This window comes from Paenibacillus terrae HPL-003 (genome assembly GCF_000235585.1).
In the GTDB taxonomy this organism is placed as follows: Bacteria; Bacillota; Bacilli; order Paenibacillales; family Paenibacillaceae; genus Paenibacillus; species Paenibacillus terrae_B.
Genome location: NC_016641.1, coordinates 4,280,884 through 4,305,876, shown reverse-complemented (window position 1 = coordinate 4,305,876; position 24,993 = coordinate 4,280,884). Strand labels below are relative to the sequence as shown.

The 24,993-nt window shown below is 50.0% G+C and carries 21 protein-coding genes; 5 read left to right on the top strand and 16 right to left on the bottom strand.

The window, feature by feature from the left end; all coding sequences use genetic code 11:
• Positions 1–112: 112 nt before the first annotated feature.
• The 9 genes from HPL003_RS19435 to HPL003_RS19395 form a co-directional block, all read right to left on the bottom strand.
• Positions 113–2,773 (bottom strand): PBP1A family penicillin-binding protein, encoded by a 2,661-nt coding sequence (locus HPL003_RS19435; RefSeq protein ID WP_014281442.1) that lies wholly within the window; start codon positions 2,771–2,773, stop codon positions 113–115.
• A gap of 184 nt (positions 2,774–2,957) precedes the next feature.
• The gene (gene hfq, locus HPL003_RS19430) at positions 2,958–3,203 is read right to left on the bottom strand and encodes an RNA chaperone Hfq (protein ID WP_014281441.1); all 246 of its coding nucleotides are present in this window, start codon (positions 3,201–3,203) and stop codon (positions 2,958–2,960) included.
• Positions 3,204–3,223: 20 nt separating this feature from the next.
• Entirely contained in the window at positions 3,224–4,204 is a 981-nt protein-coding gene (miaA, locus tag HPL003_RS19425) for a tRNA (adenosine(37)-N6)-dimethylallyltransferase MiaA (RefSeq protein WP_014281440.1), read from the bottom strand.
• Positions 4,188–5,039 carry a class I SAM-dependent methyltransferase gene (locus HPL003_RS19420; protein ID WP_014281439.1) on the bottom strand — a complete coding sequence of 284 codons (852 nt, stop codon included), beginning with the start codon at positions 5,037–5,039 and terminating at the stop codon, positions 4,188–4,190. Before HPL003_RS19420 ends, miaA begins: the two co-directional genes overlap by 17 nt.
• A gap of 12 nt (positions 5,040–5,051) precedes the next feature.
• Complete coding sequence (gene mutL, locus HPL003_RS19415) at positions 5,052–7,166, bottom strand: DNA mismatch repair endonuclease MutL (protein WP_014281438.1); 2,115 nt, start codon at positions 7,164–7,166, stop codon at positions 5,052–5,054.
• 73 nt (positions 7,167–7,239) lie between these two features.
• Positions 7,240–10,056 (bottom strand): DNA mismatch repair protein MutS, encoded by a 2,817-nt coding sequence (gene mutS, locus HPL003_RS19410; RefSeq protein WP_014281437.1) that lies wholly within the window; start codon positions 10,054–10,056, stop codon positions 7,240–7,242.
• Between the two features lie 108 nt (positions 10,057–10,164).
• Positions 10,165–11,400, bottom strand: a complete 1,236-nt coding sequence (locus HPL003_RS19405; protein WP_043922448.1) for a putative amidoligase domain-containing protein — start codon at positions 11,398–11,400, stop codon at positions 10,165–10,167.
• Positions 11,401–11,535: 135 nt separating this feature from the next.
• The gene (locus HPL003_RS19400; RefSeq protein WP_014281435.1) at positions 11,536–12,093 is read right to left on the bottom strand and encodes an outer spore coat protein CotE; all 558 of its coding nucleotides are present in this window, start codon (positions 12,091–12,093) and stop codon (positions 11,536–11,538) included.
• 126 nt (positions 12,094–12,219) lie between these two features.
• On the bottom strand, positions 12,220–13,116 hold the full coding sequence (locus HPL003_RS19395) for a LysR family transcriptional regulator (protein ID WP_014281434.1): 897 nt from the start codon (positions 13,114–13,116) through the stop codon (positions 12,220–12,222).
• A gap of 115 nt (positions 13,117–13,231) precedes the next feature.
• Between HPL003_RS19395 and HPL003_RS19390 the strand changes: the two genes are divergently transcribed.
• Positions 13,232–14,542, top strand: coding sequence for an amino acid permease (locus HPL003_RS19390; protein WP_014281433.1), 1,311 nt, complete (start codon positions 13,232–13,234; stop codon positions 14,540–14,542).
• 28 nt (positions 14,543–14,570) lie between these two features.
• Here the strand turns inward: HPL003_RS19390 and HPL003_RS19385 are convergent, their stop codons facing one another.
• The 5 genes from HPL003_RS19385 to HPL003_RS19365 all read right to left on the bottom strand — a co-directional run bounded on the left by HPL003_RS19385 (position 14,571) and on the right by HPL003_RS19365 (position 20,041).
• Positions 14,571–15,527 carry an aromatic acid exporter family protein gene (locus HPL003_RS19385; RefSeq protein ID WP_014281432.1) on the bottom strand — a complete coding sequence of 319 codons (957 nt, stop codon included), beginning with the start codon at positions 15,525–15,527 and terminating at the stop codon, positions 14,571–14,573.
• 111 nt (positions 15,528–15,638) lie between these two features.
• The gene (locus HPL003_RS19380) at positions 15,639–16,472 is read right to left on the bottom strand and encodes an ABC transporter permease (protein WP_014281431.1); all 834 of its coding nucleotides are present in this window, start codon (positions 16,470–16,472) and stop codon (positions 15,639–15,641) included.
• An 8-nt stretch (positions 16,473–16,480) separates the two neighbouring features.
• Positions 16,481–17,293: an ABC transporter ATP-binding protein gene (locus HPL003_RS19375; protein ID WP_014281430.1), complete on the bottom strand. Its 813-nt coding sequence runs from the start codon at positions 17,291–17,293 to the stop codon at positions 16,481–16,483.
• Positions 17,290–18,378 carry an ABC transporter substrate-binding protein gene (locus tag HPL003_RS19370; protein ID WP_014281429.1) on the bottom strand — a complete coding sequence of 363 codons (1,089 nt, stop codon included), beginning with the start codon at positions 18,376–18,378 and terminating at the stop codon, positions 17,290–17,292. Before HPL003_RS19370 ends, HPL003_RS19375 begins: the two co-directional genes overlap by 4 nt.
• Positions 18,379–18,523: 145 nt before the next feature.
• Positions 18,524–20,041, bottom strand: a complete 1,518-nt coding sequence (locus HPL003_RS19365) for a carboxypeptidase M32 (protein ID WP_014281428.1) — start codon at positions 20,039–20,041, stop codon at positions 18,524–18,526.
• A gap of 261 nt (positions 20,042–20,302) precedes the next feature.
• On the opposite strand from HPL003_RS19365, the gene HPL003_RS19360 reads away from it, so the two are divergent.
• From HPL003_RS19360 to HPL003_RS19345, 4 genes are all read left to right on the top strand, one after another.
• On the top strand, positions 20,303–20,866 hold the full coding sequence (locus tag HPL003_RS19360) for a beta-class carbonic anhydrase (RefSeq protein WP_014281427.1): 564 nt from the start codon (positions 20,303–20,305) through the stop codon (positions 20,864–20,866).
• A 249-nt stretch (positions 20,867–21,115) separates the two neighbouring features.
• Positions 21,116–21,682 carry a PadR family transcriptional regulator gene (locus tag HPL003_RS19355; RefSeq protein ID WP_014281426.1) on the top strand — a complete coding sequence of 189 codons (567 nt, stop codon included), beginning with the start codon at positions 21,116–21,118 and terminating at the stop codon, positions 21,680–21,682.
• Positions 21,683–21,839: 157 nt separating this feature from the next.
• The gene (locus HPL003_RS19350; protein ID WP_014281425.1) at positions 21,840–22,295 is read left to right on the top strand and encodes a hypothetical protein; all 456 of its coding nucleotides are present in this window, start codon (positions 21,840–21,842) and stop codon (positions 22,293–22,295) included.
• A 3-nt stretch (positions 22,296–22,298) separates the two neighbouring features.
• Positions 22,299–22,577: a YxcD family protein gene (locus tag HPL003_RS19345; RefSeq protein WP_014281424.1), complete on the top strand. Its 279-nt coding sequence runs from the start codon at positions 22,299–22,301 to the stop codon at positions 22,575–22,577.
• Between the two features lie 107 nt (positions 22,578–22,684).
• Here HPL003_RS19345 and HPL003_RS19340 read toward each other — a convergent pair whose 3' ends face one another.
• Complete coding sequence (locus tag HPL003_RS19340; RefSeq protein WP_014281423.1) at positions 22,685–23,563, bottom strand: STM4011 family radical SAM protein; 879 nt, start codon at positions 23,561–23,563, stop codon at positions 22,685–22,687.
• On the bottom strand, positions 23,560–24,984 hold the full coding sequence (locus HPL003_RS19335; RefSeq protein ID WP_014281422.1) for an STM4012 family radical SAM protein: 1,425 nt from the start codon (positions 24,982–24,984) through the stop codon (positions 23,560–23,562). Before HPL003_RS19335 ends, HPL003_RS19340 begins: the two co-directional genes overlap by 4 nt.
• Positions 24,985–24,993 lie beyond the last annotated feature (9 nt).

Sequence of the window (24,993 nt, the reverse complement as noted above, 5' to 3'; positions counted from 1 at the left end):
CACTCAAAAATAACACCCTTCACCACAACAAAAAAGGTATTCCCAGACCATAAAATGGTCCGAAAATACCTTTGGTTTGAAACAAATTCAAATTACATACAGCATATAGCTTCTAATCTCGGTTGCGATGTCCACGATTGGAGTTCGAATGACCGTTGGAGTTGGTTTCCTGACTTCCATCCGTTGTGGTTCCTGTGGTAGATGGATCCGTGGTATCTGGATTTACCGTGGTATCACTATTGAAGACACCTGCATCCAGTGTTGTTGTCTGGCCATTCCCCTGATTCGTATCACTTCCGGTGCCGGAGTCGCCACTATGATTGCCTGCACCGCCTGCGCCATTTCCGCTAATGTCTCCAGGAGTCGTCGGAACCTGCCCCGGGCTGGTCCCATTATCGGTACCTTCAGGGACTGTATTCCCCTGATCGGTGCCGTTCTGACCGTCTGTAGTCCCACTGTTATCCGGTAATGTTCCATCCTGATTCGGATCGGTTCCCTGCTGCGGATCTACCGGAGCAGTCTCTGCCGGAATTTCCACACGGATTGTATTGGATGGATCAGATTCCTTACCATCCGCACCAAAAGCCGTTACATAATATTCATACGAGGCTCCGGCTAATGGAGACGTATCTTCACCACTCGTGCCTTTCATCGCCTCCATAATCACCGTAAAGCCCCCTTCAGAAGCCTCTTTGCGATACACGCGGTATTGCACATTATCTCCCGCCGCCGCAGTCCAGGACAACGATACAATTTGGGTATCCTGACTATAAGACCCGCTCAGTCCGCTTGGAGCGGTAGCCTGAACTGGCACGTCTGGCTTCTGCTCAACTGGTGGTTCATATCCTTTTGGCTGGTTAAATTGCGTAACCGGGTGGCCCTTGAGGGCTTCACCCATGACCCTTCCGAAAAAGGCTGCCGACTGCCCACTGTAGTTTCTCAGCATATGTTTGCTGTCCGGCTTGTCATAGCCCATCCATACCGCACCAGTATATTCCGGCGTATAACCGACAAACCAGATATCACGGTTGCCACTGTTCCCGCTAATTCCACTCTGGGTTGTACCCGTTTTACCCGCTACAGGCCAATCAATACGGGCTTTGCGGCCCGTACCGCTATTGACTACATTTTGCATCATCTGCGTCATTTCATAAGCTGTTTTCTCGCTCATTACGGTTTTAAATTCTTCTTTGTGAGTGTAAACCGTTTTGTCATCGCTATCGTTAATTTGCTTGATAGAATAAGCTTTTTGGAACTGTCCATTATTGGCAAAAGCACTGTATGCCTGTGCCATTTCAAGCGTGTTCGTTCCTTTGCTTAATCCACCCAATGCGATAGCGAGCGAGTGATCATTTTTGTCCATCGGGATACCTACGCTTTCCGCGAATTGGACCCCTCTTTCCACACCAATCTGGTTCAGCAACCATACTGGCGGGATATTTTCAGACTTTGTAATCGCATCGATCATACTGATGGTCGAAGAGTAACCATGCAAGTTTTTCGGGCTGTACCCGTTAAAACTCTGTCGCTCATTACTCAAAGGTGTATCCATTGTAAATTTGCCGGATTCGAGAGCCGGTGCATACGCCACAATAGGTTTAAAGGCCGAACCTGGCTGCCTGCGGCTTTGCGTCGCACGGTTAAAGGTTCCCTTTTTGTAATCTCGTCCGGGTGCCATCGCAGCAATTCCGCCCGTCTGGTTATTAATGATGACCATGGAGCCTTGAACAGGCTGATCATCCGGGCTCTTTTCGAACATACTATCGTCTGCCATGGCCTGATCCAGCGCATTTTGGGCCTGAGCATCCATCGTCGTATGAATTTTATAACCGCCAACGATTAAGTCGTTGCCGCTGACTCCCGGCAAAGCATCCTCCGCCTCATTCATCACATACTCCATAAAATTCTGATACTTTTGAACTTTTTCCGGCTGCTTGTAATTATAATCTACTGCTTTGGCCTCTTCCATTTCCTGCTTGCCAATCATTCCCTGCTCAAACATCAGCTGGAGAACCACAGCACGTCGTTCCTTTGAGTTTTCCGGATTACTAATTGGATTATATTTGGAAGGTCCTTTTGGAATAGCTGCCAATGTAGCGATCTGCCACAGCTTTAATTTATTTAAGTCTGACACCCCAAAGTAGCCTTCCGACGCCGCTTTGATACCTGAGTAGGAGCGTCCAAACCAAATCCGGTTCAGATACAACGTAATAATCTCATCTTTAGTCAAATTCCGTTCTAGCGCCATTGCAATGGATACCTCGGTCGCTTTACGGAAAAAGGTCTTGTCACGCGACAAAAACAGGTTTTTGGCCAACTGCTGGGTCAGCGTACTGCCGCCCTCCACTGCCGAACGGGCTACGATATCTTTTACAGCCGCCCGGCCGATAGACCAAATATCAACCCCCTGGTGCTCCATAAATCGCTTATCCTCTGTTGCTATAAAAGCTTTTTTGAGCAATGGTGGAATTTCTTCACTTTTGACGGGATCGCTTTTTTGTACGGACAGCTCGCCCATAAGCACACCGTTACGATCGTAAACCTTTGATGTCTCGTTCACTGTAATTTTATCCTTGTTGGCTTTGTAAATTTGTTCGCCATTTACCATGACAAACAAATATCCACCAAGCGCGCAGAATATAGCTAACGCCGCTGTAATAAACAGCGTCCACCCAACTTGCTTACCTGTAATTTTCTTTTTCTTGCCCTTCGGCTTCTCTTTAGGTGTATTTCTATTGCGATTGCCGGATCTGGACAATGAATCGTTTGGCATTCCCCTGACTCCCTTTCGCGAATAATCATATGTTGCCGAACGGATAGCTTGCTGTCAGCAGCATGAAAGCAAACGGAATGAAAAGAACAACCCTGTTCAGGTTGCTCCCGGTCACATTCCTATACGGTTAGACGAGACGGACGCTTAAAAAGTTTCATCAACCCGGGCGACCGTCAGATCGTAATCAGTTATCGCTGGCGTTATCCTGTTGCTGTACAAGCGACACATTGCGCTGCGGTGAAAAGGTGGAAATAGCATGCTTGTATATCAGCTGTTGCTTTCCATCCGAGTCGACAACAATTGTGAAGTTGTCAAATGCTTTAATCGTTCCCCGCACCTGAAATCCATTGATCAGGAATACCGTTACAGGTATAGAATCCTTGCGCAATTGATTCAGAAACGTATCTTGGATATTAATGGACTTGTTCATTTTAGCCGTACCCCCAATAATCATTTGGATTGTTTTGAAGTATATTCAAGGTCTGTCCGGAACTTTCCTGCTATAATTTCGTGTATTCGGGCTGCATGAGCAGAAAAATTTCCGAAATCGGTGACATCTACCCACTGGATATCCTTCATATGGCGAAACCACGAGAGCTGCCGCTTCGCAAAATGACGCGTATCCCGTTTCAGCCAAGTCACCGCCTCTTCCAAAGACACCTCTCCTCGCAGGTAGGAGGATATCTCTTTATAGCCTAGACCTTGCATGGAGATGGCATCGCTTCGCACTCCCCGTTCCATTAAGGAGGTTACCTCAGCAACAAGCCCTTGATCGAGCATCCCGTCAATTCGGTCTTCAATACGTTTATATAGCATTTGCCTATCCATTGTCAAACCTACGATGCAGAGCTGAAAGGGAGATTCTTTTTTTTGACTGGCCAATTGCGAGCTAAGCGTCGTTCCGCTAACATGATAAATTTCCAACGCTCGAACGACTCGGCGGCGGTCATTGGGATGCAGACGACGTGCACTTTCGGGATCAACTGCCTGTAGTCGAGCATGAAGCGCCTCGGCTCCAAATTGCTCGGCATAATCAAGCTGTTCCTGACGAAAAGCTTCATCAGCTCCCACCTCGGAAAACTGGTATTCATAGCAGACAGACTCCACATATAAACCTGTCCCACCTACGATAAATGGCAGTTTCCCTCTGGCATGAATATCCGGTATGAGGCGACGGCAATCCTCCTGAAATGCAGCTACCGAATATGGGTATTCCGGCTCATGAATATCAATCAAATGGTGCTTGATTCCTTCCATTTCCTGTTCGGAAATTTTGGCAGTTCCAATATCCATATGACGGTACACCTGCATGGAATCTCCGGAAATAATTTCCGCGCCAAATTGCCGTGCCATCTCGATGCTTAATTTCGTCTTGCCGACCGCAGTCGGGCCGACAAGAACAAGTAGTTTAGGCTTAGATGCCGCTGTCAATATCAATCACTCCGTACACTGTTTTCGTTGTGCCCCGTTGCTCCACATGGAAGCCGAGGCGGGCAAATTCCCCGCTGCCCCGTTTTTCCTTCAATACAATTGTTTTCCTTGCAATACGTTTTGCCTGAACAATACTTTCCTCATCCAGCGCATCCGGGTTAGCCAACTTTCTCAACGGACCGATTGCACTAGAATCGAGCAACGGATCACGGAACATCGGGTCAAAATAGATAATATCCACACTGCGATCCGGCAAGCTTCGCAAATAATCCAAATGATGACCAAAGCGGACGTCAATGCCGGAAAATGCCTCATCTACCGCAGCATTGCCGGAACGGTAATGCCTCATTCCATCCTTGATTAAAGCATAGACAGGAAAAGAACTTTCCACAGCAGTTACTTGTCCAGAACTTCCCGTCCCAATTGAAAACAGGAGGGAGTCCGTTCCGAGTCCCGCGGTACAGTCCAGCACGGTGTCCCCCGGAACGAGTCGAGCAGCGGTCAGCATCGGATCAGGCTCGCCCTTCAGCACCCGCTTGGCGCGGATGAAGCCCATGCTCGGGTGAAAAGTCATCGGCGGTTGTTCCGAGCTAATCAGCCTCACCCCACCCTGAACTAGCACTAGTGCCTGACGGACACTATGAGCAGCAGTAAGCCTTGCTACCGATATACCACGACGGGGGGCATACAACACCCCCAGTTCGGCTGCAAGCAGTTCCGCCCGCTGCACAACCTCAGCCGAGGGAGAATCCCCCGTCGTCACCAATAAATGGGCTTGTTCCTCCCGGAGCCTTGCCTGCTTTTCTTCTTCACGGTTTTCCCGATCCTGCAACATATATAAACTCCCTTACATTACTCTCTTAAACAGCTTCTCCAAATCATATGTGGAAAAGGACACAACGATAGGTCGCCCATGTGGGCAGGTGTACGGCTGTCTGCACGCCGCCAGACGCTCCAGCAGTACGACAGCCTGTCGGTCAGTCAGCTTCTGGTTCGCTTTAATCGAAGCCCGGCAGGAACACATGATCGAGGCTGCTTCCCGCAGCTTCGCAAGATCAATTGCTTTTTCATCCAGTACCCATCCTGCCATTTCTTCAATAACATCCGCTTCTTCCCCTTGAGGAAGCCAGTAAGGATAAGAGCTAACACGGAAGGTTTGACCACCAAAATGCTCCAAATACACTCCCGCCTGCTCAAACCAGTGCAGCCTTGTTTTCAGCTTTTCCGTCTCGGAGGGCGTAAATTCCAATGTAATCGGCAAGAGTAGCTCCTGCGATACCGCCTCGGGATTGCCGAATTTTTCATAATAAAATTCGTAGTTAACCCGTTCATGCGCAGCATGCTGGTCAATTAAATACAGCCCCTGATCGTTCTGCGCAATCAAATAGGTTCCATGGTGCTGACCAATCAAATTTAGTTCAGGAAAAGCGGGCAGCTCGGGAGCCTCACCCGATACCACCGCCAACTGCTCTGCATTCAGCCGTGACTGACGTGGCTTCTGATCCGTGAAATAGCGGGAATCCACAGCGTTTCCTGCATCCAGTGAAGCAGAAGGCCGATAAGCCACAGAAGCAGCCGCTTCCTGTACTCCGCCGCTGTACAAGGGGGGTGAACCCGATTCGGCTTTATTCCCATCGTTTACATCCACAAAATCTGCTTCCAGTTCCTCGTCACTGACACGTTGCCCCGAAGATGGGTTCCCCCGACCAGAGTCAGGGAGTCTCTCCCTATCCTGACGTTGCTTACGCTCCGTGCCAAGCCTGCTGCTCTCCTCATTCCCGTCCAAACGAATGGATTGGCGCGGGTCACGACCCTCCGAGTAAGATCCGGAAAGCAACTGTGCCTCCCCCCGGCTCTCGCCAGCAGAAGAATTTCCTTCCATACCGCTTCCCTTCGAGAAATGGAACTGCTCCTGGACAAACGAACCGCTATCCTTGCCACCGATTTCGCGCTTGACTGCCTTCGGAATCAGTACCTGCTGTCCTAAAACAGCTTTTATTGAGTCCTCAACCAGCTGAAACAGCTCGGCTTCTTTGCTAAACCGCACCTCCAGCTTGGCGGGATGAACGTTAACATCTACCAGTGAAGGGTGCATTTCCAACTGGATCACGGCCAGTGGAAAACGATTGATCGGCAGCAAGGTATGATACGCTTTGAGCAACGCCTGATTCAGCCCATAGCTGCGCACAAAGCGTCCGTTCACCACCGTTGAGATGGCATTCCGATTCGATCTGGTCCACTCAGGGCGGCTAACATATCCGCTAATGCGGTAATCCAGACTCTCTCCTTCCAGCAGCAGCATGGATTTCGCCGCCGAGGTTCCATAAACAGCAGCAATCACCTGAAGCAAATCACCATTACCCAGCGTTTGAAGCAAGGTATTCCCGTTGTGCCGCAATGTGAAGGCAACTTCCGGGTGCGAGAGCGCCATTCGGTAAAGTACATCCGATATGTGCCCCAGCTCCGTCTGGATCGTTTTCATATATTTCAGCCTTGCAGGCGTGTTATAAAACAGCTCCCGGACAGTAAAATCCGTCCCTTGTCTCGCGGCTGCATCCTCGTGCAGCACCAGCTTGCCGCCCTCAATAACCAATTTGCGGGCACGTCCGTCATCTCCTGCTGCTGTTAGCAGCTCTACTTTCGATACAGCCGCAATACTCGGCAGCGCTTCTCCCCGGAAGCCCAGGCTCGTGATCTGGAACAGATCGCGTCCATGTCCGATTTTGCTGGTCGCATGCCGATAGAACGCCGTTTCCACATCTTCAGGCTCGATGCCACTACCGTTATCCGTCACCCGGATGCTTTGCAGTCCGCCTTCCTCTACCCATACGTCGACACGCGTACCGCCCGCATCAATCGCATTTTCCACCAGCTCCTTCACGACGGAGGCTGGACGTTCTACAACCTCACCGGCAGCAATCTGGTTGGCAATATGCTCATCCAGTACCCGAATTTTAGACATCCTTTTAACCTCCCCCTAACTTCAAAGTGTGATGAACATAGAAATATAATATCGTTAACTACAAATATCGGTACTACAGGCCGTTGGCCTTGTTTTTCAGTTCATTTAACAACTGCATCGCCTGCAAAGGTGTCATGTTCATGACATCAGCGTTTTTCACCTTGCGTAAAATCTGGCGCACAATCGGATTAACCTCGGCCGTCTCCAGCTGCGGCTTGGCAGGAGCAAGCTCTTGCTCTCCGAAAATGGACAGCTGTACGACTCCGGTAGCCGTATGGTTCAGCACACTGGAGTCTTCCACCGTCTGCTGAGTGTCTTCTTTTACAACGGTGGCTTGCTGTGACACAAGGGGAGCCTGCAATGCCGCTTCTCTGCTTTCCCGTAGCGTCTGGTCTGAATTGGTGCCGCCCGAATAAGAAGCTCCAACTCCTGAAACTGTGCGGTGAACAACTTTTTCCTTCGCCACTGCAACAGCCTCGGTGCCTGCCGTCACTTGGGCAGCCGCGTGTTCAAAGCCATGCAACAGCCCGTTCGCGCGTTCAATGATATTATCAGGCAAACCCGCAAGACGGGCACAATAGATACCGTAACTGCTGCTGGCCGCGCCCAGTATGAGCTTACGCAGGAAATTCACCTTGTCGCCGCTTTCCTGTACCGCCATGGAGTAGTTTCGCAGCGAGGACAGGCTTTGCTCCAAATGAGCCAGCTCATGAAAATGCGTAGACACCAGCGCCTTACAGCCGATCGTGTCATGGACAAATTCAATCACAGCTTGAGCAATCGCCATCCCCTCACTGGTGGACGTACCGCGACCCAACTCGTCAATAATGATCAGGCTTCGCGGAGTCGCCTTGTCTGTCATGACCTGAATATCAGCCATTTCCACCATGAACGTACTCTGCCCGCCGATCAGGTCATCCGCCGCACCAATGCGCGTGAAAATGCGATCCAGCATCGGTACTTTGGCATGTGCAGCCGGAACAAAGCAGCCGATTTGCGCCATAATTGCAATAAGCGCAACCTGACGCATATACGTGCTTTTCCCGGCCATATTCGGACCGGTGATCAGCAAAATATGCGCATCTGCTTCCTCCAGAGCCGTACCATTGGCGATAAAGCTGCCATCCTTCATCACAGCTTCCACAACGGGATGCCGCCCCTGCTCCACCACGAAATCATATCCCGTTGTCAGCTCAGGCTTCACGAAGCCACGCTCTGCGCTGACCGATGCCAGGGACTGGTACACATCAATTTCAGCCACCCGCTCTGCCAACTTTTGCAGACGTGGAATTTCAGTATTTAGTTTGCTGCGAAGCTCAGAGAAGAGAGAGTACTCCAGATCTACCATCTTATCCTCGGCTTCCAAAATCAGAGATTCCTTTTCCTTCAGTTCCGGTGTAATATATCGTTCCGCATTCGCCAGCGTTTGCTTGCGTTCATATCGTCCTTCCGGCAATGAAGCCAGATTGGATTTGGTTACCTCGATGTAATAGCCAAATACTTTGTTGTATCCAATTTTGAGCGACCTGATGCCAGTCGCTACACGTTCCTTCGCCTCCAGCTCGGCGATCCAGCGCTTGCCGTTCACACTCGCTTCCCGCAGTTCGTCCAGACGCTGATGGTAGCCTTCCTTAATGAGCCCCCCGTCCCTTACGGAAATAGGCGGCTCGTCCGCCACGGCTTCCTCAATTAACGCGCACAAGTCTGTACAGCTATCCAGCGTTTGGGCAATTCGGCGCAGTGTCTCCGATTCCGATTCTGCACATAGCTCACGTAAAGCCGGAATCCGGGTCAATGACAGCTTGAGTGCAATCAGGTCGCGTGCATTGGCGCTGCCAAAGGCAATTCGTCCAACCAAACGCTCCAGATCGTAAATTTCTTTAAGCTGTGCACGCACATCCTCACGAAAAATAAACTGGTGGTACAGCTTGTCAACCGCCTCCAGTCGTTCCTCGATCAGATGGCTGCTAAGCAGCGGCTTGTCGATCCAGCGTCGCAGCAACCGCGCTCCCATCGATGTCTCCGTCCGATCCAGCAACCACAGCAACGATCCCTTCTTGGAGCGCTCACGAACCGTCTCCACCAGCTCCAGATTACGGCGGGTAAATGGATCAAGAATCATAAAATGGTTTGGCTCATAAACGGAAATCTGGGTCAACTGGCCTAACGATCTTTTTTGCGTTTCATTCAAATAAGCAATCAGACGCGATACACACTGCCTACGTTCCTCGTTGAGCCTTGCCCACGTTGCTTCACCAAATTGACCCCGCACAAGATCATCCTTAGACTTGTCCCAAGCTGTGTATACAACACGACGACCAACGGGTGACATTCGGGAGGTTACGAAATCGAGCAGATGACCATCCCCTAGCATTTCTGACGGCTCATAAATATTAATTTCATCCAATAGCCATTCTTTCGAATCCGGTACAGAGGTCACATACAGCTCACCTGTTGACAAATCGCAGGCCGCCAGTGCCAGCATCCCGTCCGTCTCGGTGACACATACCATGTAATTGTTGGATTTGTCACCCAGCACCTTGCCTTCCATCACCGTACCCGGAGTGACGACACGGACAATATCTCGCCGTACCATCCCCTTCGTAGCCGAGGCTTCCTCCATCTGTTCGCAGATGGCAACTTTATAACCCTTTTCAATAAGGCGCTGTATGTAATTTTCCGCCGAATGATAAGGCACGCCGCACATTGGAATTTTTTCCGTGCCGCCACCCTCGCGTCCGGTAAGTGTAATCTCCAGCTCCTTGGATGCAAGAATCGCATCATCAAAAAACATCTCGTAAAAATCCCCCAGGCGGAAAAACAAAAACGCATCCTGCGCCTGATCTTTTATAGATAAATATTGCTCAATCATCGGTGTATATTTGGCCATACCGTTTACTAACCCCCACACATTGTTCCGTTTAAACTTACATTACCTTTCATTATAGCAAAAATGACAGTCGATAACATGAAAGCATCGCAGACAACGCCACACTTTTTACGAAAGCCTCCAAAACGGACGCAAATCCCGCGATTCATCCCATTGTTTTCCTTGGCGCAGGCTGTCCAGCAAAGGCCCGACATAAGCTTTATATTGCGGATATGCATCCAGTGAAACGATATCTAAAATAAGAGGTTCCATATACTCTCTCAGCACGATCCGATTTCCTTCATAAAAAGCTCTATGGACCTCTTCTTCATCCAGTGGCCTACGCTGCAAGCGCGGATATTGAGACGCGATGAGAAATGCCATTCCAATCACGCCCTTCGCGAGCTGCGGCGAAACGAGAAAGCTGGGTAGTGTACGGTATTCAAAACCTCCATACGGTTGGCGGCGAAAATCGCCCAAATTGCCGTAATTCGGTCTGCGCCGGGCTGCGCGTTTGTCTTCTAACAACGCCAAAGGCAGCGCTAAATAATTGTCCAGCGCACGTAGCAGAGCCCCATTCAGCGGAATTCCGCTAAAATGCAGATGTCCACCCAGCGGAAAACCCGACTGCGGCATCCCACCTGCTTGCCAAATTAGCGTATGATCGGCGATGCGCCGGGCTGCTGCCGCAAAGGCACGGCGTAAATGGGTCAGCAAAAGAGCCGGATCGTCACTTGGTGCGGGTCGAAGCTCAGCAACTGGGTACAACGTTCGACCCCGGCGCGTAACCGCATCGCATCCCGCCACGCCGAGGCGGCCCAAATATCGCGAAGCCGGTACAACCCGTCCTTCTGGCATGCGGACTAGTACAAACTCGGGATCCATTCCGATTAGCAGCTTTTTATCCCCTTGTGCCGCTGGAAGGCCCTGCCCCTGAACATCCTCTTCGCGAGCTGCGGCTTCATATAGCGCGTCTAGGCGTCTATCATTAAGCCATGGCTGGGCCACGACTTCACGCACCTGACAACTGCGCTCGCCCAGAAGTGTCAGCGTCACCTCGCCACTGTCGAGGCCGAGTGTGTATAAAGTACGTATAGCCAGTCGCTCCATTCGGACGGACAACTGAGAGCTGCTATCCAACGCAGACGGATCATAAGCACGGACTTTGGAGTATCCTTCAATCGTGCGTCTTCGAATTTCCAGCACTCGTAGCTGATGGATCTGCACCGCATAGCCTACCGCAAAATCTGCTGCGTTGTCGTCAATCCAGCGAACTGATATGCCGGAGCGTTCTAGCCGGCGCTGCTTTTCATCATCTGACATCTGTCTGAAGCGTCTGAGCGCCTGTCCCGCCTGCTGCATCATCTTCCCCCTCCCTACCAGATTACAGACGATTGAACGTTTTCCCTTCCCTACAACAACAAAAAGGAGGGCCTTTCCCCCCTGCGCAGTCTCAGCCGGCGCAAAAGAGTAAAGCGGCCCTCTTTTTGGTTACTTCCGTCAGAGCTCGTCGTCAATGAGGTCGGGGTCGAGCTCCTCATAGTCCCCTTCTTCCGCTCCAAAATCATAGTCCTTATCAAAATCGTCACTGCTGCCATTCGGGAATACTTCTACAACAATCTTCGTTTCTGCCACCAGCTCCACCGCAAATTCCCGCTCGACCCGGATAATTACGCTGCCGCCCCCTGAAGACACACTGGCCTCAACGCAGCTTGGCTCCTGTGTCGCCTCGGCGGATACTTCCACTGTAGACGCCCGGTGCTTCGGATCAAGATACGAGAGCGGTACATTTTCCACGTACGACACCGTTTCCTTAGCCACATCGGTCTGCGAGTTTTTATCGTATGAGTACCAGATATTGATATCATACGTCCCCACGACCTCAATGCCGTCTCCAGCCGCCACAGCCTCATACTGGTGGTTAATAATCCACGCCCCCAAAATGCTGGTCGGATTATTAGGCGGAGTTACGGTATGGGTTACGGTAGAGAATTTGCGACCTTTACCGCAGATCGCTTTTGTAATAATCTCTCTACGATTTTTATGACTTAATGCCATACTTGAACCTCCTCCATACAATCAATCATTCCATACATATGTATGCAGGTTGTGGGCGAATGTTGAGTGAATAGGCGAAAAGGAAAAAATATTATTTGTATAAGCTTATGCCGCAACGGCTTGAACTCATGCACGCCAATGTGTTACATGCTGCTCGACAATCCGTAAAAATTCGCTGAGCGCCGGGGATTTCCACTTTTTTGTATGATAGGCGACCTGGGTAGCCACCTGCTGTTCGCTGTCATCCCAGCTTAAACGCGCCATCTTCCCTTCACGCAGCTCATTTTGCACCGTAACCAGCGGAAGCAACGCAACGCCCAATCCGACCATGACACATTGCTTGATCGCTTCAATACTCCAAAACTCCAGACTAGGGTCTGCAAAAATACCATGTCTGTTCAGATACTGCTCAAAAAGGATACGATATGTGCAGCCCGTCTCTGTGTGCAAAATGGTTTCGTCCTTCAAGTCAGCTGGCTCCACCTTATTATAGGAAACCAGTGGATGCCCCAGTGGCGCAACCAATGCCATCGGCTCGTGAATGAGCGTAGTGACATGCAGTTCTCTATCCTCCGTTTCCGGCTGAAGCAAAAAAGCCAAATCCAGCTCACCTGAACGGGTCATATCCCGTAATTCCCAACATTCGCCAGGCTTAAGCACGATTTTTACCTTCGGATACCGCTCCCTGTACTCACGGATCAGGCTCGGCAGGCGGAAAGCCGCTAGCGACTCTGGCGCTCCGATTTTCAGCGTGCCCGTCAGCACCGTTTCTGAACGCAACGCATCCTTGGCAAGGGCATGCATCTTGGAAATCTCCTGCGCATAGGGCAGCAGGCGTCGTCCGGCATCGGTCAGCATGATTTTCTTGCCTATGCGGTCAAAGAGAGGTGTGCCCAGCTCCGTTTCCAGCGTCTGAATTTGGGCAGTTATACTTGATTGTGCATAATCCAATATACGCGCCGCCCGGGTAAAGCTGCCTGCCTCAACCACATTTAAAAACGTAAACAAATGCCGTGATTCCATAAGTTGCTCCTTCTATCGTTTTTTTCGATGCAAACGATCGTTATATTCCGTTTTTCCGATAGATTGATTATCTGATAAGCTGAAGGAAATGACAAGAGAAAGAAGGCTTACCTGCATGGCAAATGAACATAAACTACAATCCACCATTGGTCTTCCACAGGCCATTGCGCTATATATCGGGGCGGTGCTGGGTTCGGGGATATTGATTGTGCCCGGTCTTGCTGCTGAAATGGCGGGTCCGGCATCACTACTGGCGTGGGGCTTTATGACCCTGCTCATCTTGCCGATGGCCCTGTCCATGGGACTGCTGTCCGCCAAATTCCCAAACGCTGGAGGGGTATCGCATTTTGTTACGCTGGCTTTTTCACCGAGTGCAGGCTCTTATATCGGGTGGTTTTTTCTCATGTCAGTTCCGATTGGGGCACCTGTTGCCGCACTCACCGGAGCTGGCTATATGACCGCCGCCATGGGCTGGGGAGAGGGAAGCCGCATGGGATTGGCCGCTGCCATGCTAGCGGTTGGACTGATCATTAACTGGGTCGGGATGAAGGTTGCGGGACGTATTCAGATCGCCGTTGTAATTGCTATTGTTGCTGTCCTCATCTTCGCCATTGCCGCAGCGCTGCCTCAGATGAAAACAGTACACTTCACACCGTTTGCTCCGCACGGCTGGCTTCCTGTCGGTCAGGCGGCCGCGATTCTGTTCTGGTGCTTCATCGGCTGGGAAGCCGTCTCCCATTTGTCGGAGGAATTCACCAATCCTCAGCGGGCGGCTGTTAAGGGTGTCACCGTTGCAGCCATCATCGTTGGCCTGCTTTATTTTCTTACTGCACTGGCTACAGTCGGGACACAAAGCTACCTTGCAGGTGGATCGGACGCTACGCTCGTATGGGTGATTAGCCGGGCCATTGGTCCGTGGGGCGCGGTGATCGCAGGCTTAACGGGCATCTTTATTTGTACAGCTACGATTATCGCTTATGTAGGTGCTGCTTCACGCGTCGCATATGCCTTATCCCGGCAAGGACACGCCTTCCGCTGGATGGGTCTATTATCCCGGCGCTTTCATACGCCTATTGGGGGTATCGCGTTTCTCTCTCTTTGTTTCGTCGTCATTATGTCTCTTTACGGTAGCGGTACGATTTCACTTACCAACCTGATCCAGTTCCCCAACGCCACCTTTATCCTGACCTATCTGGGCGGCTGTGCAGCGGGTATCAAGCTGCTACGGGGTAATCGCTGGGGCGTAGCCATTAGTTGGGTGTCATTCATCTCCACGGCGGTGGTGTTCCCCTTTGTCGGCTGGGCCATGCTATATCCTTGCCTGATCACCATTGCTTTATGGATCGCAGGTCGGATTCGGCACAAGCGAACCCTGCCTGCGCTGTCCGTCATCCCTGAAAAAGAAAAAGCTACTGTCCATCATTAGACAGTAGCCGTTTAGATTGGCCTCGACTCTAAGCTTTGACTGGAGTGGGGGCCTTGTCCTTTTTAGCGATTTTTAAATACTGATGTAATTCATGTGTAAGCTGCAACAATGTCGAACGAATTTCGAACTCCTCCCGGGTTGCGGGAAGCTCCATTTCTTTGAATTCCTCACGTACCTGCTCCAGCAGCTTCTCCGTCTGTCCCGTATAATGCCCGGCCAGGACGTCATGGCTGAGCTGATCGAATAGCTCGGCCAAAAGTTTGGCCTGCGGCATATGCTGATACATTTGCGAAATCAGCTGCATCATATTTTGAATGGAATCCAGCTGTTCCCTGCGCATATAAAAATACACATTCCAGCCTTCTTGCGGACGAAGCATCTGATTTTCCAATGAACGCCCTGCCTCGGTCACGCCTCTGGCTATGACGCTGTTCGCTTCTATAACTTCCTTACCGTCCCATATGTATGCTGGACTACGCAGCGTATTGGCTATATTTCTAAAAATAATAGAAAACGTCCGATCCACCTCCTGCCGGATTTGCTGCATCGTGTTATCGGAGCGCGGCATGTAGGCCAAATTGACAACCATCGCAGACCCTAATCCGATGACCAGCAGATACAATTGAGTCATTAGCACCTGCATATCAATCTCACCGCCGCTAAATACACGAAACACAACGACTGAACCCGTGACGATTCCTTCCTTGAAGCCCACCCGTACAATGACCGGAAACGCCGTTAAAATATATAATGCCAGTACCCAATCATGGAATCCGAATACAACAAACAAAACACATGCAAAAAGAAGCCCCACGACGGATGCAAAAAATCTCGCCGAAATGGTACGAAGGCTTCTCTTGCGCGTGACATCGACCCCCAAAATAGCCAAAAGCCCTGCCGAGGTGGCTCCATGAATGCCGAAACCATCCGCAATGAGTACGGCCATTAATGCGGCAATAGCCGTTTTAATCGTACGAAAGCCCATGAAAAAATTCTGTCCTCTCTGGATGAAATCTGTTTTCGTAAACTTTGAATCATTTTCATTTTCATGGTACTTTATTTTCACATTTTACACAAATGTATAGAAGTTTGATTCCTATCGCTGAGGACGATCAGATAGCAGCAGACGCTCGATATACACGACCGCCTGATACATCAGTGTCGCTACGACCGCAATGATAAGCAGACTGGACATCACCAGCGTAAAATTGAATACCTGGAAGCCGTAGATGATCAAATAGCCCAACCCGATTTTAGCTACCAGAAACTCACCGACGATCACGCCAACCCAGGCCATGCCGACATTCACCTTTAGTGTAGAGACGATAGCCGGAAAGGACGCGGGCAAAATCACCTTGCTAAACGTATCGCGCCGCGAACCACCAAATGTGCGAACCACCTTGATCAGATTCGAATCAACTTCCTGAAAGCTGTTATACACGACTAACGTCGTAATAATGACCGTAATCGAGAGGGTCGTCATTAGAATAGCGGTAAATCCGGCTCCGAACATGACGATAAAAATGGGACCCAACGCCACCTTGGGCATACTGTTGAAGACAACCATATAGGGGTCCAGTACCTTCGACAGAAACGGCGACCACCAGATCAGCACAGCCAGTAGTGTTCCCAGCAGCGTTCCCAGTAAAAAACCCGCCAACGTCTCTCCAACCGTGACACCGACATGCCCCCACAGCTCACCGCTGATCGCATCCTTGCCAATTTGGGTAAATATTTTGCTTGGATAGCTAAACAATAATACATCAATCCATTTCATTCGACCCGCAATTTCCCACAACACGAATAAAAACACTAAAATAGCTGTCTGTACACCCGTTACCAACCGCCGCTCCGAACGCCTTCTGAGTCTATACTCCTGATACAGCCCTTGAATCCAGTGTTGTCCAAGCCGATCCGCTTCGCCCTTCATCCTTTGACTCACTCCTTTGCTCCCGAAGCCTCCAGTTCACCCCATATGTCATGAAAAAGCTCATTAAAGCCCGGTTGCTCGCGCGCATAAAAAGGCTGAACTTCCCGTATCGCATCCGGAATTGCAAAGGTACGCCGGATGTGGCCCGGATTTCGGCCCAGCACAATAATCCGGTCACTGACCGCAATCGCCTCGGCCAAATCGTGTGTGACCAAAATAGCCGTCTTCCCCCGCTCACGCAAGGTTTCGGCAATCAGGTCTTCCAGCTGGAGCTTGGTCTGATAATCCAGCGCAGAGAATGGCTCATCCAGCAGCAGTAGCCCTGGATTGGTCGCCAGCGTCCGTACCAGCGCCACACGTTGGCGCATCCCCCCGGATAACTGGGACGGATGCAGATGCTCCTTCCCTCCCAACCCCATGCCCTCCAGCAGCAGTCGGGTCCGTTCACGCGAGGCTTCATCTACCCGATTGCCTAGCTCCAGGCCCAGTAGCGCATTATCCATGATCGTACGCCACGGAAATAGATAATCCTGCTGCAACATGTAGCCAACCTCCGGACTCGGACCGTTTACGGGCTGACCTTGCAGCAGCACCTGACCCGCCGCCGGGCGCAATAACCCGGCGATCATGGACAGGATTGTAGTTTTGCCACAGCCGCTTGGGCCAACCAAACTGATAAACTCTCCTGTCCCTACAGCAAAGTCGATATCCTCAACTGCCAGCGAGGCCTCCCGGTCTGTTACATACACATGCGTCACTTGCTTTAGCTCCACCACCGGGACCGTTGCATCCGAAATAAGATAACTCCGTTCTTCTGTCATGGCGAGCCTCCGGCGTCTACGCCTGTATCAGCGGCTCCATTTGTCCCCGCTTTTGCAGGCTGGTCAGCGTTCCCCGATGAGCCAGCTGCAATCGCCTTCTCTGCAAAGCTTCGGTTCACCAGTTGTTCCAGCGCAACCGGACTTTTCAGCTCGCCCGCCGAAGTCATAACATCCTGCAAATTCTTCCATTCTTTCTCCTCGATTATTGGATTCAAGGCATAGGTGCCTTGTTCCTTATACCGCTTGACACTACTAGTCAGAACAGCCAGATCTGTATCCTTGAAATAAGGCATAATGGCTTCGGCAATCTGCTCAGGTGAGTGCGTGGAAATCCACTGCTGTGCCCGGTATACAGCCTTTGTAAATTTTTGTACGGCCTCGCCATTTTCGTTCAGATAGCTTTGTTTAGCCATATATACGGTATAAGGCAGCTCGCCGCTCTCCACACCAATCGAGGCCACTACCCGTCCCCGGCCTTCTTTTTCGAAAATAGACGCCTGCGGCTCGAATAACTGCACATAATCCCCTGTACCGGAACCGAAAGCAGAGGCAACATTGGCAAAATCAATATTTTGAATCAGCTTCAAATCCTTGTGTGGATCAATACCGTGTTTGCGCAGTGCAAATTCCAACGACATTTGTGGCATTCCACCCTTGCGCTGTCCAAGAAAATTTTGCCCTTTCAGCTTTTCCCAGTCAAAGCTATCCGGCGTTTGCCGGGCAAACAGAAAGGTTCCGTCCGTCTGCGTCAGTTGAGCAAAATTAATGATGGGGTCCTCTGCCCCTTGCTGATAAACATAAATAGATGTTTCCGCACCGATAAGCGCGATATCCGCCTGATTGGACAGCAACGCCGTCATCGTCTTGTCGCCACCGGGAATCGTCGCCAGTTGGACATCCAGTCCCTCCTGAGCAAACATCCCCTGGCTCAAGGCTACATACTGTGGCGCATAAAAGACCGTTCGGGCTACCTCGCCCAGTCTGATCTCAATCGTTTGCTCCCCTTTGGGTGCGCACCCGCCGAGCAGCAGCAATCCAAGCAGTGCCACAACCGCCACAGCTTTGAAACGAGCGCCGATGTTCATCCCTGTTCCCTCCCCACCTTTTTGCATTATAGACTTCATATATTTTTATGCGGCTGCCTACCCAATGGTTAATCGCACACAAAAACCCCACGTTCGCCCAGGAACGCGGGGTAGATGCACAAATGATGATGTTATAGCCTGTAAATCACAGCTTGTATATAGATGTGTATTTTTCTTCCAGATAATCAGCCAGATAGTCCGGGTTCAGATCCTCACCTGTAATGGCTACAATCAGCTCGGATGGCGTCCGGCTCTTGCCATAACGGTAGATCCGTTCGGTCAACCATTGCTTGATCGGCTCCAGCTCTCCCGTAGCAATCAGCTCATCCAGTTTTGGCAGCTCCTTGCGCAGTGTCGCCAAAATTTGCGCTGCATACATATTGCCAAGCGAGTAAGAGGCAAAATAACCAAAATCACCACCGGACCAGTGAACATCCTGTAGAACGCCATGCCCGTCATCCGGCGGGAGAAGTCCCAGATATTCCTTATATTTCGCGTTCCATACTTCTGGAAGGCGCTTCACATCCAGATTTTCATTATACAGCATTTTTTCAATTTCATAGCGGATAATGATATGTAAGTTATATGTCAGCTCATCAGCTTCAATACGAATCAGTGAATTTTCCACACGATTAACGGCCAGGTAGAACTGTTCTGCCGTGACCTTTGCCAGACGGTCTGGAAAATGCTTTTGCAAGTCAGCATAATATCGATCCCAAAAAGCACGGCTGCGTCCAATCATATTTTCCCACAAGCGAGACTGGGATTCATGTATCCCCATAGAGGTTCCTTCGGAAAGCAGCGATCCTGCCAGCTCAGGCGCAATATTTTGCTCATACAGCGCATGACCACCTTCATGCAATGAGCTGAAAATCGCACTAGTCACATCTTCTTGCAAATAATGTGTTGTTATGCGCACATCACCCGGATTTAATCCTGTCGCAAAAGGATGCACGCTCTCATCCAAACGACCTGCGTCGAAGTCATAACCCATCTGTCTCAAAATGAACAGGCCGAACTTCTCTTGCTGCTTCACATCAAACACACCGTCGAGAAAGCTCTTATCCGGCTGGTTTGGTGAAGCCTGAATTTTAGACAACAGCGGCACAAGGCGCTTTTTGAGACGATCAAACACAGCATCCAGCTTCTCTACCGTCATATCCGGTTCATATTGATCCAAAAGCGTGTCGTATTCTGTGTCCTTGACGCCCCAATAACCGATAAACTCACGCTTCATCTCTACGATTTTAGACAAATAAGGCTCGAATCCGGCAAAATCGCTATGTTCCTTAGCATCCTCCCACTTGCTCTCCGCCTGAGCAGCGAGTACGCTGTATTCCCGGTAACGGTCAGCCGGAACCGAACGGTTCAGCTCATAATTTTTGCGGCATTCCTCCACCAGTCTGCGATCATTGTCCTCCAGTTGCTCCAGTTTGTCTTCTGCGGTCAAAAATTGTAGCAATTGTCCCATTTCATCCGAAATAATCAGCTTGAACCTTTCAGTGGACAACATACCCACCGTTTCCGAACGAATATCAACGCCCTTCCGCGGAGCACCTGTCCGTAAATCCCAATGTAATAAGCCTACGGCTTCACCATAACTTCTGATTTTGTGTGCTAATTCTTTTAAAGCCGCCAATTGATCCAACGTCTGTTGTGCCATAATCGAGGTCACCTCTTTAACTAAAAATGGATAAAACTTTACACTTCTTATACTTGATGATACTTATATTAAAAAGTATAATCAACACACGACATTTGCGGCCAGCTCCTGAAGATTTTGAAAAACCGTCAAATAGTACATATTTGTCAAGGGGTAAAGCCTGATTTCCGGCCTGCTAAAACCGGGATTTGGCTTCTTCCATACGGTTTTAGCAAGCCAAAAAAAACGTTCAACATTAAATAGCATATGGAGGGAACAATCGTGGATCACATCAAAGAGATTTTGGAATACAACCGCGTTTTCGTGGAAAACAAAGAATACGAAGCCTATCGTACAGGCAAGTTCCCTAATAAGAGAATGGTCATCATTACCTGTATGGATACGCGTCTGACCGAACTGCTGCCCAAAGCCATGAACCTGCGCAACGGTGATGTCAAAATTATTAAAAATGCGGGTGCGATTATCTCCCAGCCTTTCGGGAGCGTTATGCGTAGCGTACTCGTTGCCCTGTATGAGCTGGAAGCGGATGAAGTGCTCGTCATAGGCCATTACGAATGCGGTATGGCCGCGCTGAATGCCGACCACATGGTCAATGAAATGCTGGAGCGTGGGATTTCACAAGAGGTGCTAAATACTCTAGAAAATTCAGGAATTAAACTAAACAAATGGCTGAAAGGTTTTGACAACATCGAGGAAGGGGTTAGAAGTACCGTAAAACTTATTAAGAATCACCCCTTGCTCCCGCCTAATGCGCCTGTTCACGGTATGGTCATTCATCCGGACACCGGGGAGCTAACGCTGGTTGTTGATGGAAATAAGCAGTGAAAATCCTATAATTAAGATTAAAGAGGGTATCTTCAGGCCGTATTTTACGACCTAAAGATACCCTCTTTTTTATGAAAATAAGCACATATGAGTGCATGTTGATCGGAGCTAATTTTGGCTAACCTGTGAACGGACTATCTGAAAGTTGTCAAACCATACAGTTTCAGTGTACACTTTTCATGAAGCGGCAGAAAACCTGTTGCAGAGCCGTTATAACCGTTACTAAGATGGATGAAGGAGATAAAATCTATGAATTTACTATCTTATGGTCTGTTGGGCCTTCTCGCCAGAGAAGAATCCTCCGGCTATGATCTGATGTTGCGTATCCAGCCTTTTTGGCAGGCCAAGCACAGCCAGATTTATCCACTGCTGGCGCGTATGGAAAGCAAGGAATTGCTTGCTTCCCGCTGGATTCAGCAGTCCGACAAGCCTGATAAAAAAATGTATACCATTACTGACAAGGGAATCCATATGCTTCAGCAATGGTCCCAGGAATCACTGGCCGCTCCGGTCACACGGGACGAATTAAGCCTTCGGCTGTTCTGCCTCTGGCTGACGGACAAAAGCAGTGCCAACCGTATGCTGGAGGAACGCAAACGTCATTTCATTCAGCGAATACGGCATCTGGAGGATATTCTGAACGACATTCCCGACGAGGATCTGCATTTTGGCAGCAAAAACTTCGGTGACTACATCCTCGTGCAAAAAGGGCTTATGAATGCCAAAGCGGGTCTGGAGTGGTGCCAATTGGTACTTCGTATGCTGCTCGCTGGAGATGTAAGAGCGGACACTAATCCATTTTCACTTAAACCGTAAAACTGAATGCTTTAGTCGATTCAAGCATAGGATTTATATATCAATAAAATTTGAATGTTTTAAATTTTTTTGAAACCCTTTTCCATCCGTTTCGTATTTCTGGTAAGCGGCTGTTTAACCTATATCAAACCAACATACTAAGGGGGATTATATTTACATGAAAAAAACATTTACTTTGAAAAATATGATGATGCTGATGATGGCTTTTACCCTGCTGATTGTTATGGTCGCACCATCTACAGCTGACGCGAGGCGAAGCGGTGGATTTAAATCCGGGCCAAAAACGTACCAATCTACACCAAGCAAGGCCACGAACAACAACGGCGTCAACAAGTCTGATAGCGGAACCAAATCCAGTGCAACTGCGGGTAATACAAGCAGAACGGGTGGATTTCTTGGCGGTGGCGGCGGATTCCTGAAAGGCATGATGCTGGGTGGTTTGGCAGGTATGCTTTTCGGCGGACTGTTCGGCAATATGGGCGCACTGGGCAGCTTGCTCGGCCTTGCGGTCAACGTTCTCGCTATATACGTCCTGATCATGGTCGGGGTAGGTATCTACCGTGCCATTAAAAATCGTCGCAGACCTGATGATTCCCGTGGAGGACGTTACTAAGTTATGATTTTAAGTATGGATGAAATTGTTAACGCCATCTGTCTGCATATGGCTGAACGCAAAGGGGTCCAGCCCACTGATGTGACAGTAGAATTAAGCTGGGAAGAGGATACAGGATACTCGGCAGAGGTCCATGTACAGGGCCGCAGTCAGTATCTGGTGGAGGCCAACATGATTGAGGCCATCCTGAGATACCTGCATTCCGAGCACAATATCCGTGCCTATCGCGAGCAGGTCAGACTGGATCTGGACGAAGAAATTACGGCCATTGTCGAGACTTGATGGAATAACGCATAGGGTCAACTAACATAATATGCAATGAAACGGAAGAACCGACCTTCGCTTGATGCAAGGGTCGGTTCTTTTTTTTGCGTTCTATAGGACATTAGCTAAATGTGTGAAACTGACGATACCGGAACCTGGGGCGCCCTTTCGAGCAGACCACTACCGTACATTTCCCGAAACGGTTGCTCCTCCATATGAATGTACCCGATATAACAGCCGCATTCCTTCATACGGCACGGACGCTTGGCACTTAGTCCTTCAAGGCCATCTCTGTACAAGTGACCAAGTACTCGTCGATCCTGGTAGCAATGTTTTACACGTCCGTCACCCTGTACGTAAAATACATCCTCTCCAGCGCGACACGCCCGCCCCTGACTACTGTAATCCTGCAAATTCCATTGAAAATAGGGATCTATAGCAGTTAATCCAGCAACCTCGGCTTCGGTATAATAATGTGGTCGATCCTTGTAAGCGTTGACCCACAAATATACCTCCTTCGGAAGCTGCGATCGCAAGGAATGAATAGCGGGAAAGGCCTGTCTCAATCCCACGGTGCCGACACTGTAGGAAATACCAAGTTCATATAACTTTTTACATTGAGATATAAAAGCCTGCTCCTTCGTCTCTCCCGGATGATACGTCGCCCACAGCGCAGCCGTCCTCGGATTCAGTTCTCTGGCCCAATCCAGCTTAGCGGACAGGTTCGTCTGTACAGCCACTTTATCCACGTGCGCCATATGGGAGAACTCAATCATGGTCTTACGGTACCAGGAATGAATCAGAGCTTCTCCATACGGATTAAAAAATATGGATAGTCGATGCCCCAAAGTTCCCTGTTCCCGTACCCAATCGGCAAAACGCTCCAGTTGCGCCCGATCCTTGTCCAATGTCTCACGGCTGTCCACGTTTTTGCTGAACGGGCAGTAAGGACAAGCATAGTTGCACGAAGTCAACGAGCCACGATAGTATAGGGTTGCTCTCATGCGCCTATGTAGCCTTCCATCCGTTCTCGTACTGCCGTGGATATCATCCAGTCGCCAATCGCATCGGAATAAGCCATTCCTTCCTCGGTCAGTCGCAGTGTGTCGTCCACAACCACCGCCATACCTGATTCCAATAGCAAGGACATTCCTGCAAAATCATCCGCCAGAGACGCATCGAAGCGCGTGGCGTAGGCAGATAGCTCCAGACCTTCACGATGGAGGAGTGCCTTCAGGATAAAACGCCGCTTGCTCTCCTCCACATTTAAAATAAAGCCGTAGTCAGCCAGATCATGACGCTCGGCGGCGACATAATCAGCAATAATACTGCGCGTTGCCGCTGCACTAACACCGTATCGACTGGCATAGTGGACATTACGCGTATAGGAGCGCGCACCACAGCCCAGACCGGCCATGCCCTCCTCCTGACAGCTATATGGCAACAGCTCCTTGCCGGGTGCATCATCATTTTTGGCAAAACGGCGCATGGAATATTGTACATATCCCGCCTGTTTGAGTCTTTCACGTGCTACTTCGTACAAGCTTAAACGAATATCATGATCCAGCCCGGTATAGCCCGGCTTTAAAATCGTATTTTCCCGAATGTATAATGGGTAAATAAAAATTTCACCCGGTGCGTAAGATAATGCCTCTTCCAGAGAATACAGCCAGGTTTCCTCCGTTTGACCGGGAAGGCCATAGATCAGATCCACGTTCAACAACGGAAAATCGTATTCCACCAGCCGCGCAAGCGCTTCACGCACAAGCTTGGGCTTCTGAGGGCGGTATATGGCCGCACTCTCCGACTCCACAAAGCTCTGGATCCCCATGCTGACACGATCCGTTCGGCGACGCTTGAGCACCTCCAGCCGATCTTCAGTTACCGTATCCGGCGACGTTTCCACCGAAATGGAAGCATGTTCAGGGTCTAAACCCATCAGATTTTCCGCAATGTCAAACAATCGCTCGACCAAAGGAGCCTCCAGCAAGGTTGGCGTACCACCGCCGATGGCAAAGCGTGAAAACGGCCGCCCCCCCATGATTGGTGCCCATTGGCGAGCTTGTCTTTCAAGCGCATCCACATATTCCTTATGCACATCTAGCCGCTTGTCTGGCAAAGTGAACAGGTTGCAAAATCCGCAACGAGCCGCGCAAAACGGAATATGCATATACAAAAAATAGCTCTCCAGCTCCTCCTTCTCCCACAACTCTTGCATTGAGAGCGGTGTATCAAACGACCGATAGGCCGTTTTATGCGGGTAAGAGTACAAATAGGAGCGGTAGGGAGCTTCACGGATCGTGCGTGCCCATTCAACAGGGTTCTCAGGCCATGGAGACCTTGATGTCAAGCCTGTGTCCAGCCCCGCAGAGGGATTGGCTCCTGCTCCCGTTAGAAGCGAGTGATTCAGATTCATGGCTTTCATTTCTGCTCC

What these genes read in the sequence shown, in the direction of transcription:
- mutS (WP_014281437.1), bottom strand. Translation starts at nt 10,056, where the DNA reads ATGGCCAAATATACACCGATGATTGAGCAATATTTATCTATAAAAGAT.
- HPL003_RS19345 (WP_014281424.1), top strand. Translation starts at nt 22,299, where the DNA reads ATGATTTTAAGTATGGATGAAATTGTTAACGCCATCTGTCTGCATATG.
- HPL003_RS19390 (WP_014281433.1), top strand. Translation starts at nt 13,232, where the DNA reads ATGGCAAATGAACATAAACTACAATCCACCATTGGTCTTCCACAGGCC.
- HPL003_RS19435 (WP_014281442.1), bottom strand. Translation starts at nt 2,773, where the DNA reads ATGCCAAACGATTCATTGTCCAGATCCGGCAATCGCAATAGAAATACA.
- HPL003_RS19370 (WP_014281429.1), bottom strand. Translation starts at nt 18,378, where the DNA reads ATGAACATCGGCGCTCGTTTCAAAGCTGTGGCGGTTGTGGCACTGCTT.
- mutL (WP_014281438.1), bottom strand. Translation starts at nt 7,166, where the DNA reads ATGTCTAAAATTCGGGTACTGGATGAGCATATTGCCAACCAGATTGCT.
- HPL003_RS19350 (WP_014281425.1), top strand. Translation starts at nt 21,840, where the DNA reads ATGAAAAAAACATTTACTTTGAAAAATATGATGATGCTGATGATGGCT.
- HPL003_RS19380 (WP_014281431.1), bottom strand. Translation starts at nt 16,472, where the DNA reads ATGAAGGGCGAAGCGGATCGGCTTGGACAACACTGGATTCAAGGGCTG.
- HPL003_RS19385 (WP_014281432.1), bottom strand. Translation starts at nt 15,527, where the DNA reads ATGGGCTTTCGTACGATTAAAACGGCTATTGCCGCATTAATGGCCGTA.
- HPL003_RS19365 (WP_014281428.1), bottom strand. Translation starts at nt 20,041, where the DNA reads ATGGCACAACAGACGTTGGATCAATTGGCGGCTTTAAAAGAATTAGCA.
- HPL003_RS19420 (WP_014281439.1), bottom strand. Translation starts at nt 5,039, where the DNA reads ATGTTGCAGGATCGGGAAAACCGTGAAGAAGAAAAGCAGGCAAGGCTC.
- HPL003_RS19355 (WP_014281426.1), top strand. Translation starts at nt 21,116, where the DNA reads ATGAATTTACTATCTTATGGTCTGTTGGGCCTTCTCGCCAGAGAAGAA.
- HPL003_RS19335 (WP_014281422.1), bottom strand. Translation starts at nt 24,984, where the DNA reads ATGAAAGCCATGAATCTGAATCACTCGCTTCTAACGGGAGCAGGAGCC.
- HPL003_RS19400 (WP_014281435.1), bottom strand. Translation starts at nt 12,093, where the DNA reads ATGGCATTAAGTCATAAAAATCGTAGAGAGATTATTACAAAAGCGATC.
- HPL003_RS19375 (WP_014281430.1), bottom strand. Translation starts at nt 17,293, where the DNA reads ATGACAGAAGAACGGAGTTATCTTATTTCGGATGCAACGGTCCCGGTG.
- HPL003_RS19340 (WP_014281423.1), bottom strand. Translation starts at nt 23,563, where the DNA reads ATGAGAGCAACCCTATACTATCGTGGCTCGTTGACTTCGTGCAACTAT.
- HPL003_RS19395 (WP_014281434.1), bottom strand. Translation starts at nt 13,116, where the DNA reads ATGGAATCACGGCATTTGTTTACGTTTTTAAATGTGGTTGAGGCAGGC.
- hfq (WP_014281441.1), bottom strand. Translation starts at nt 3,203, where the DNA reads ATGAACAAGTCCATTAATATCCAAGATACGTTTCTGAATCAATTGCGC.
- HPL003_RS19405 (WP_043922448.1), bottom strand. Translation starts at nt 11,400, where the DNA reads ATGATGCAGCAGGCGGGACAGGCGCTCAGACGCTTCAGACAGATGTCA.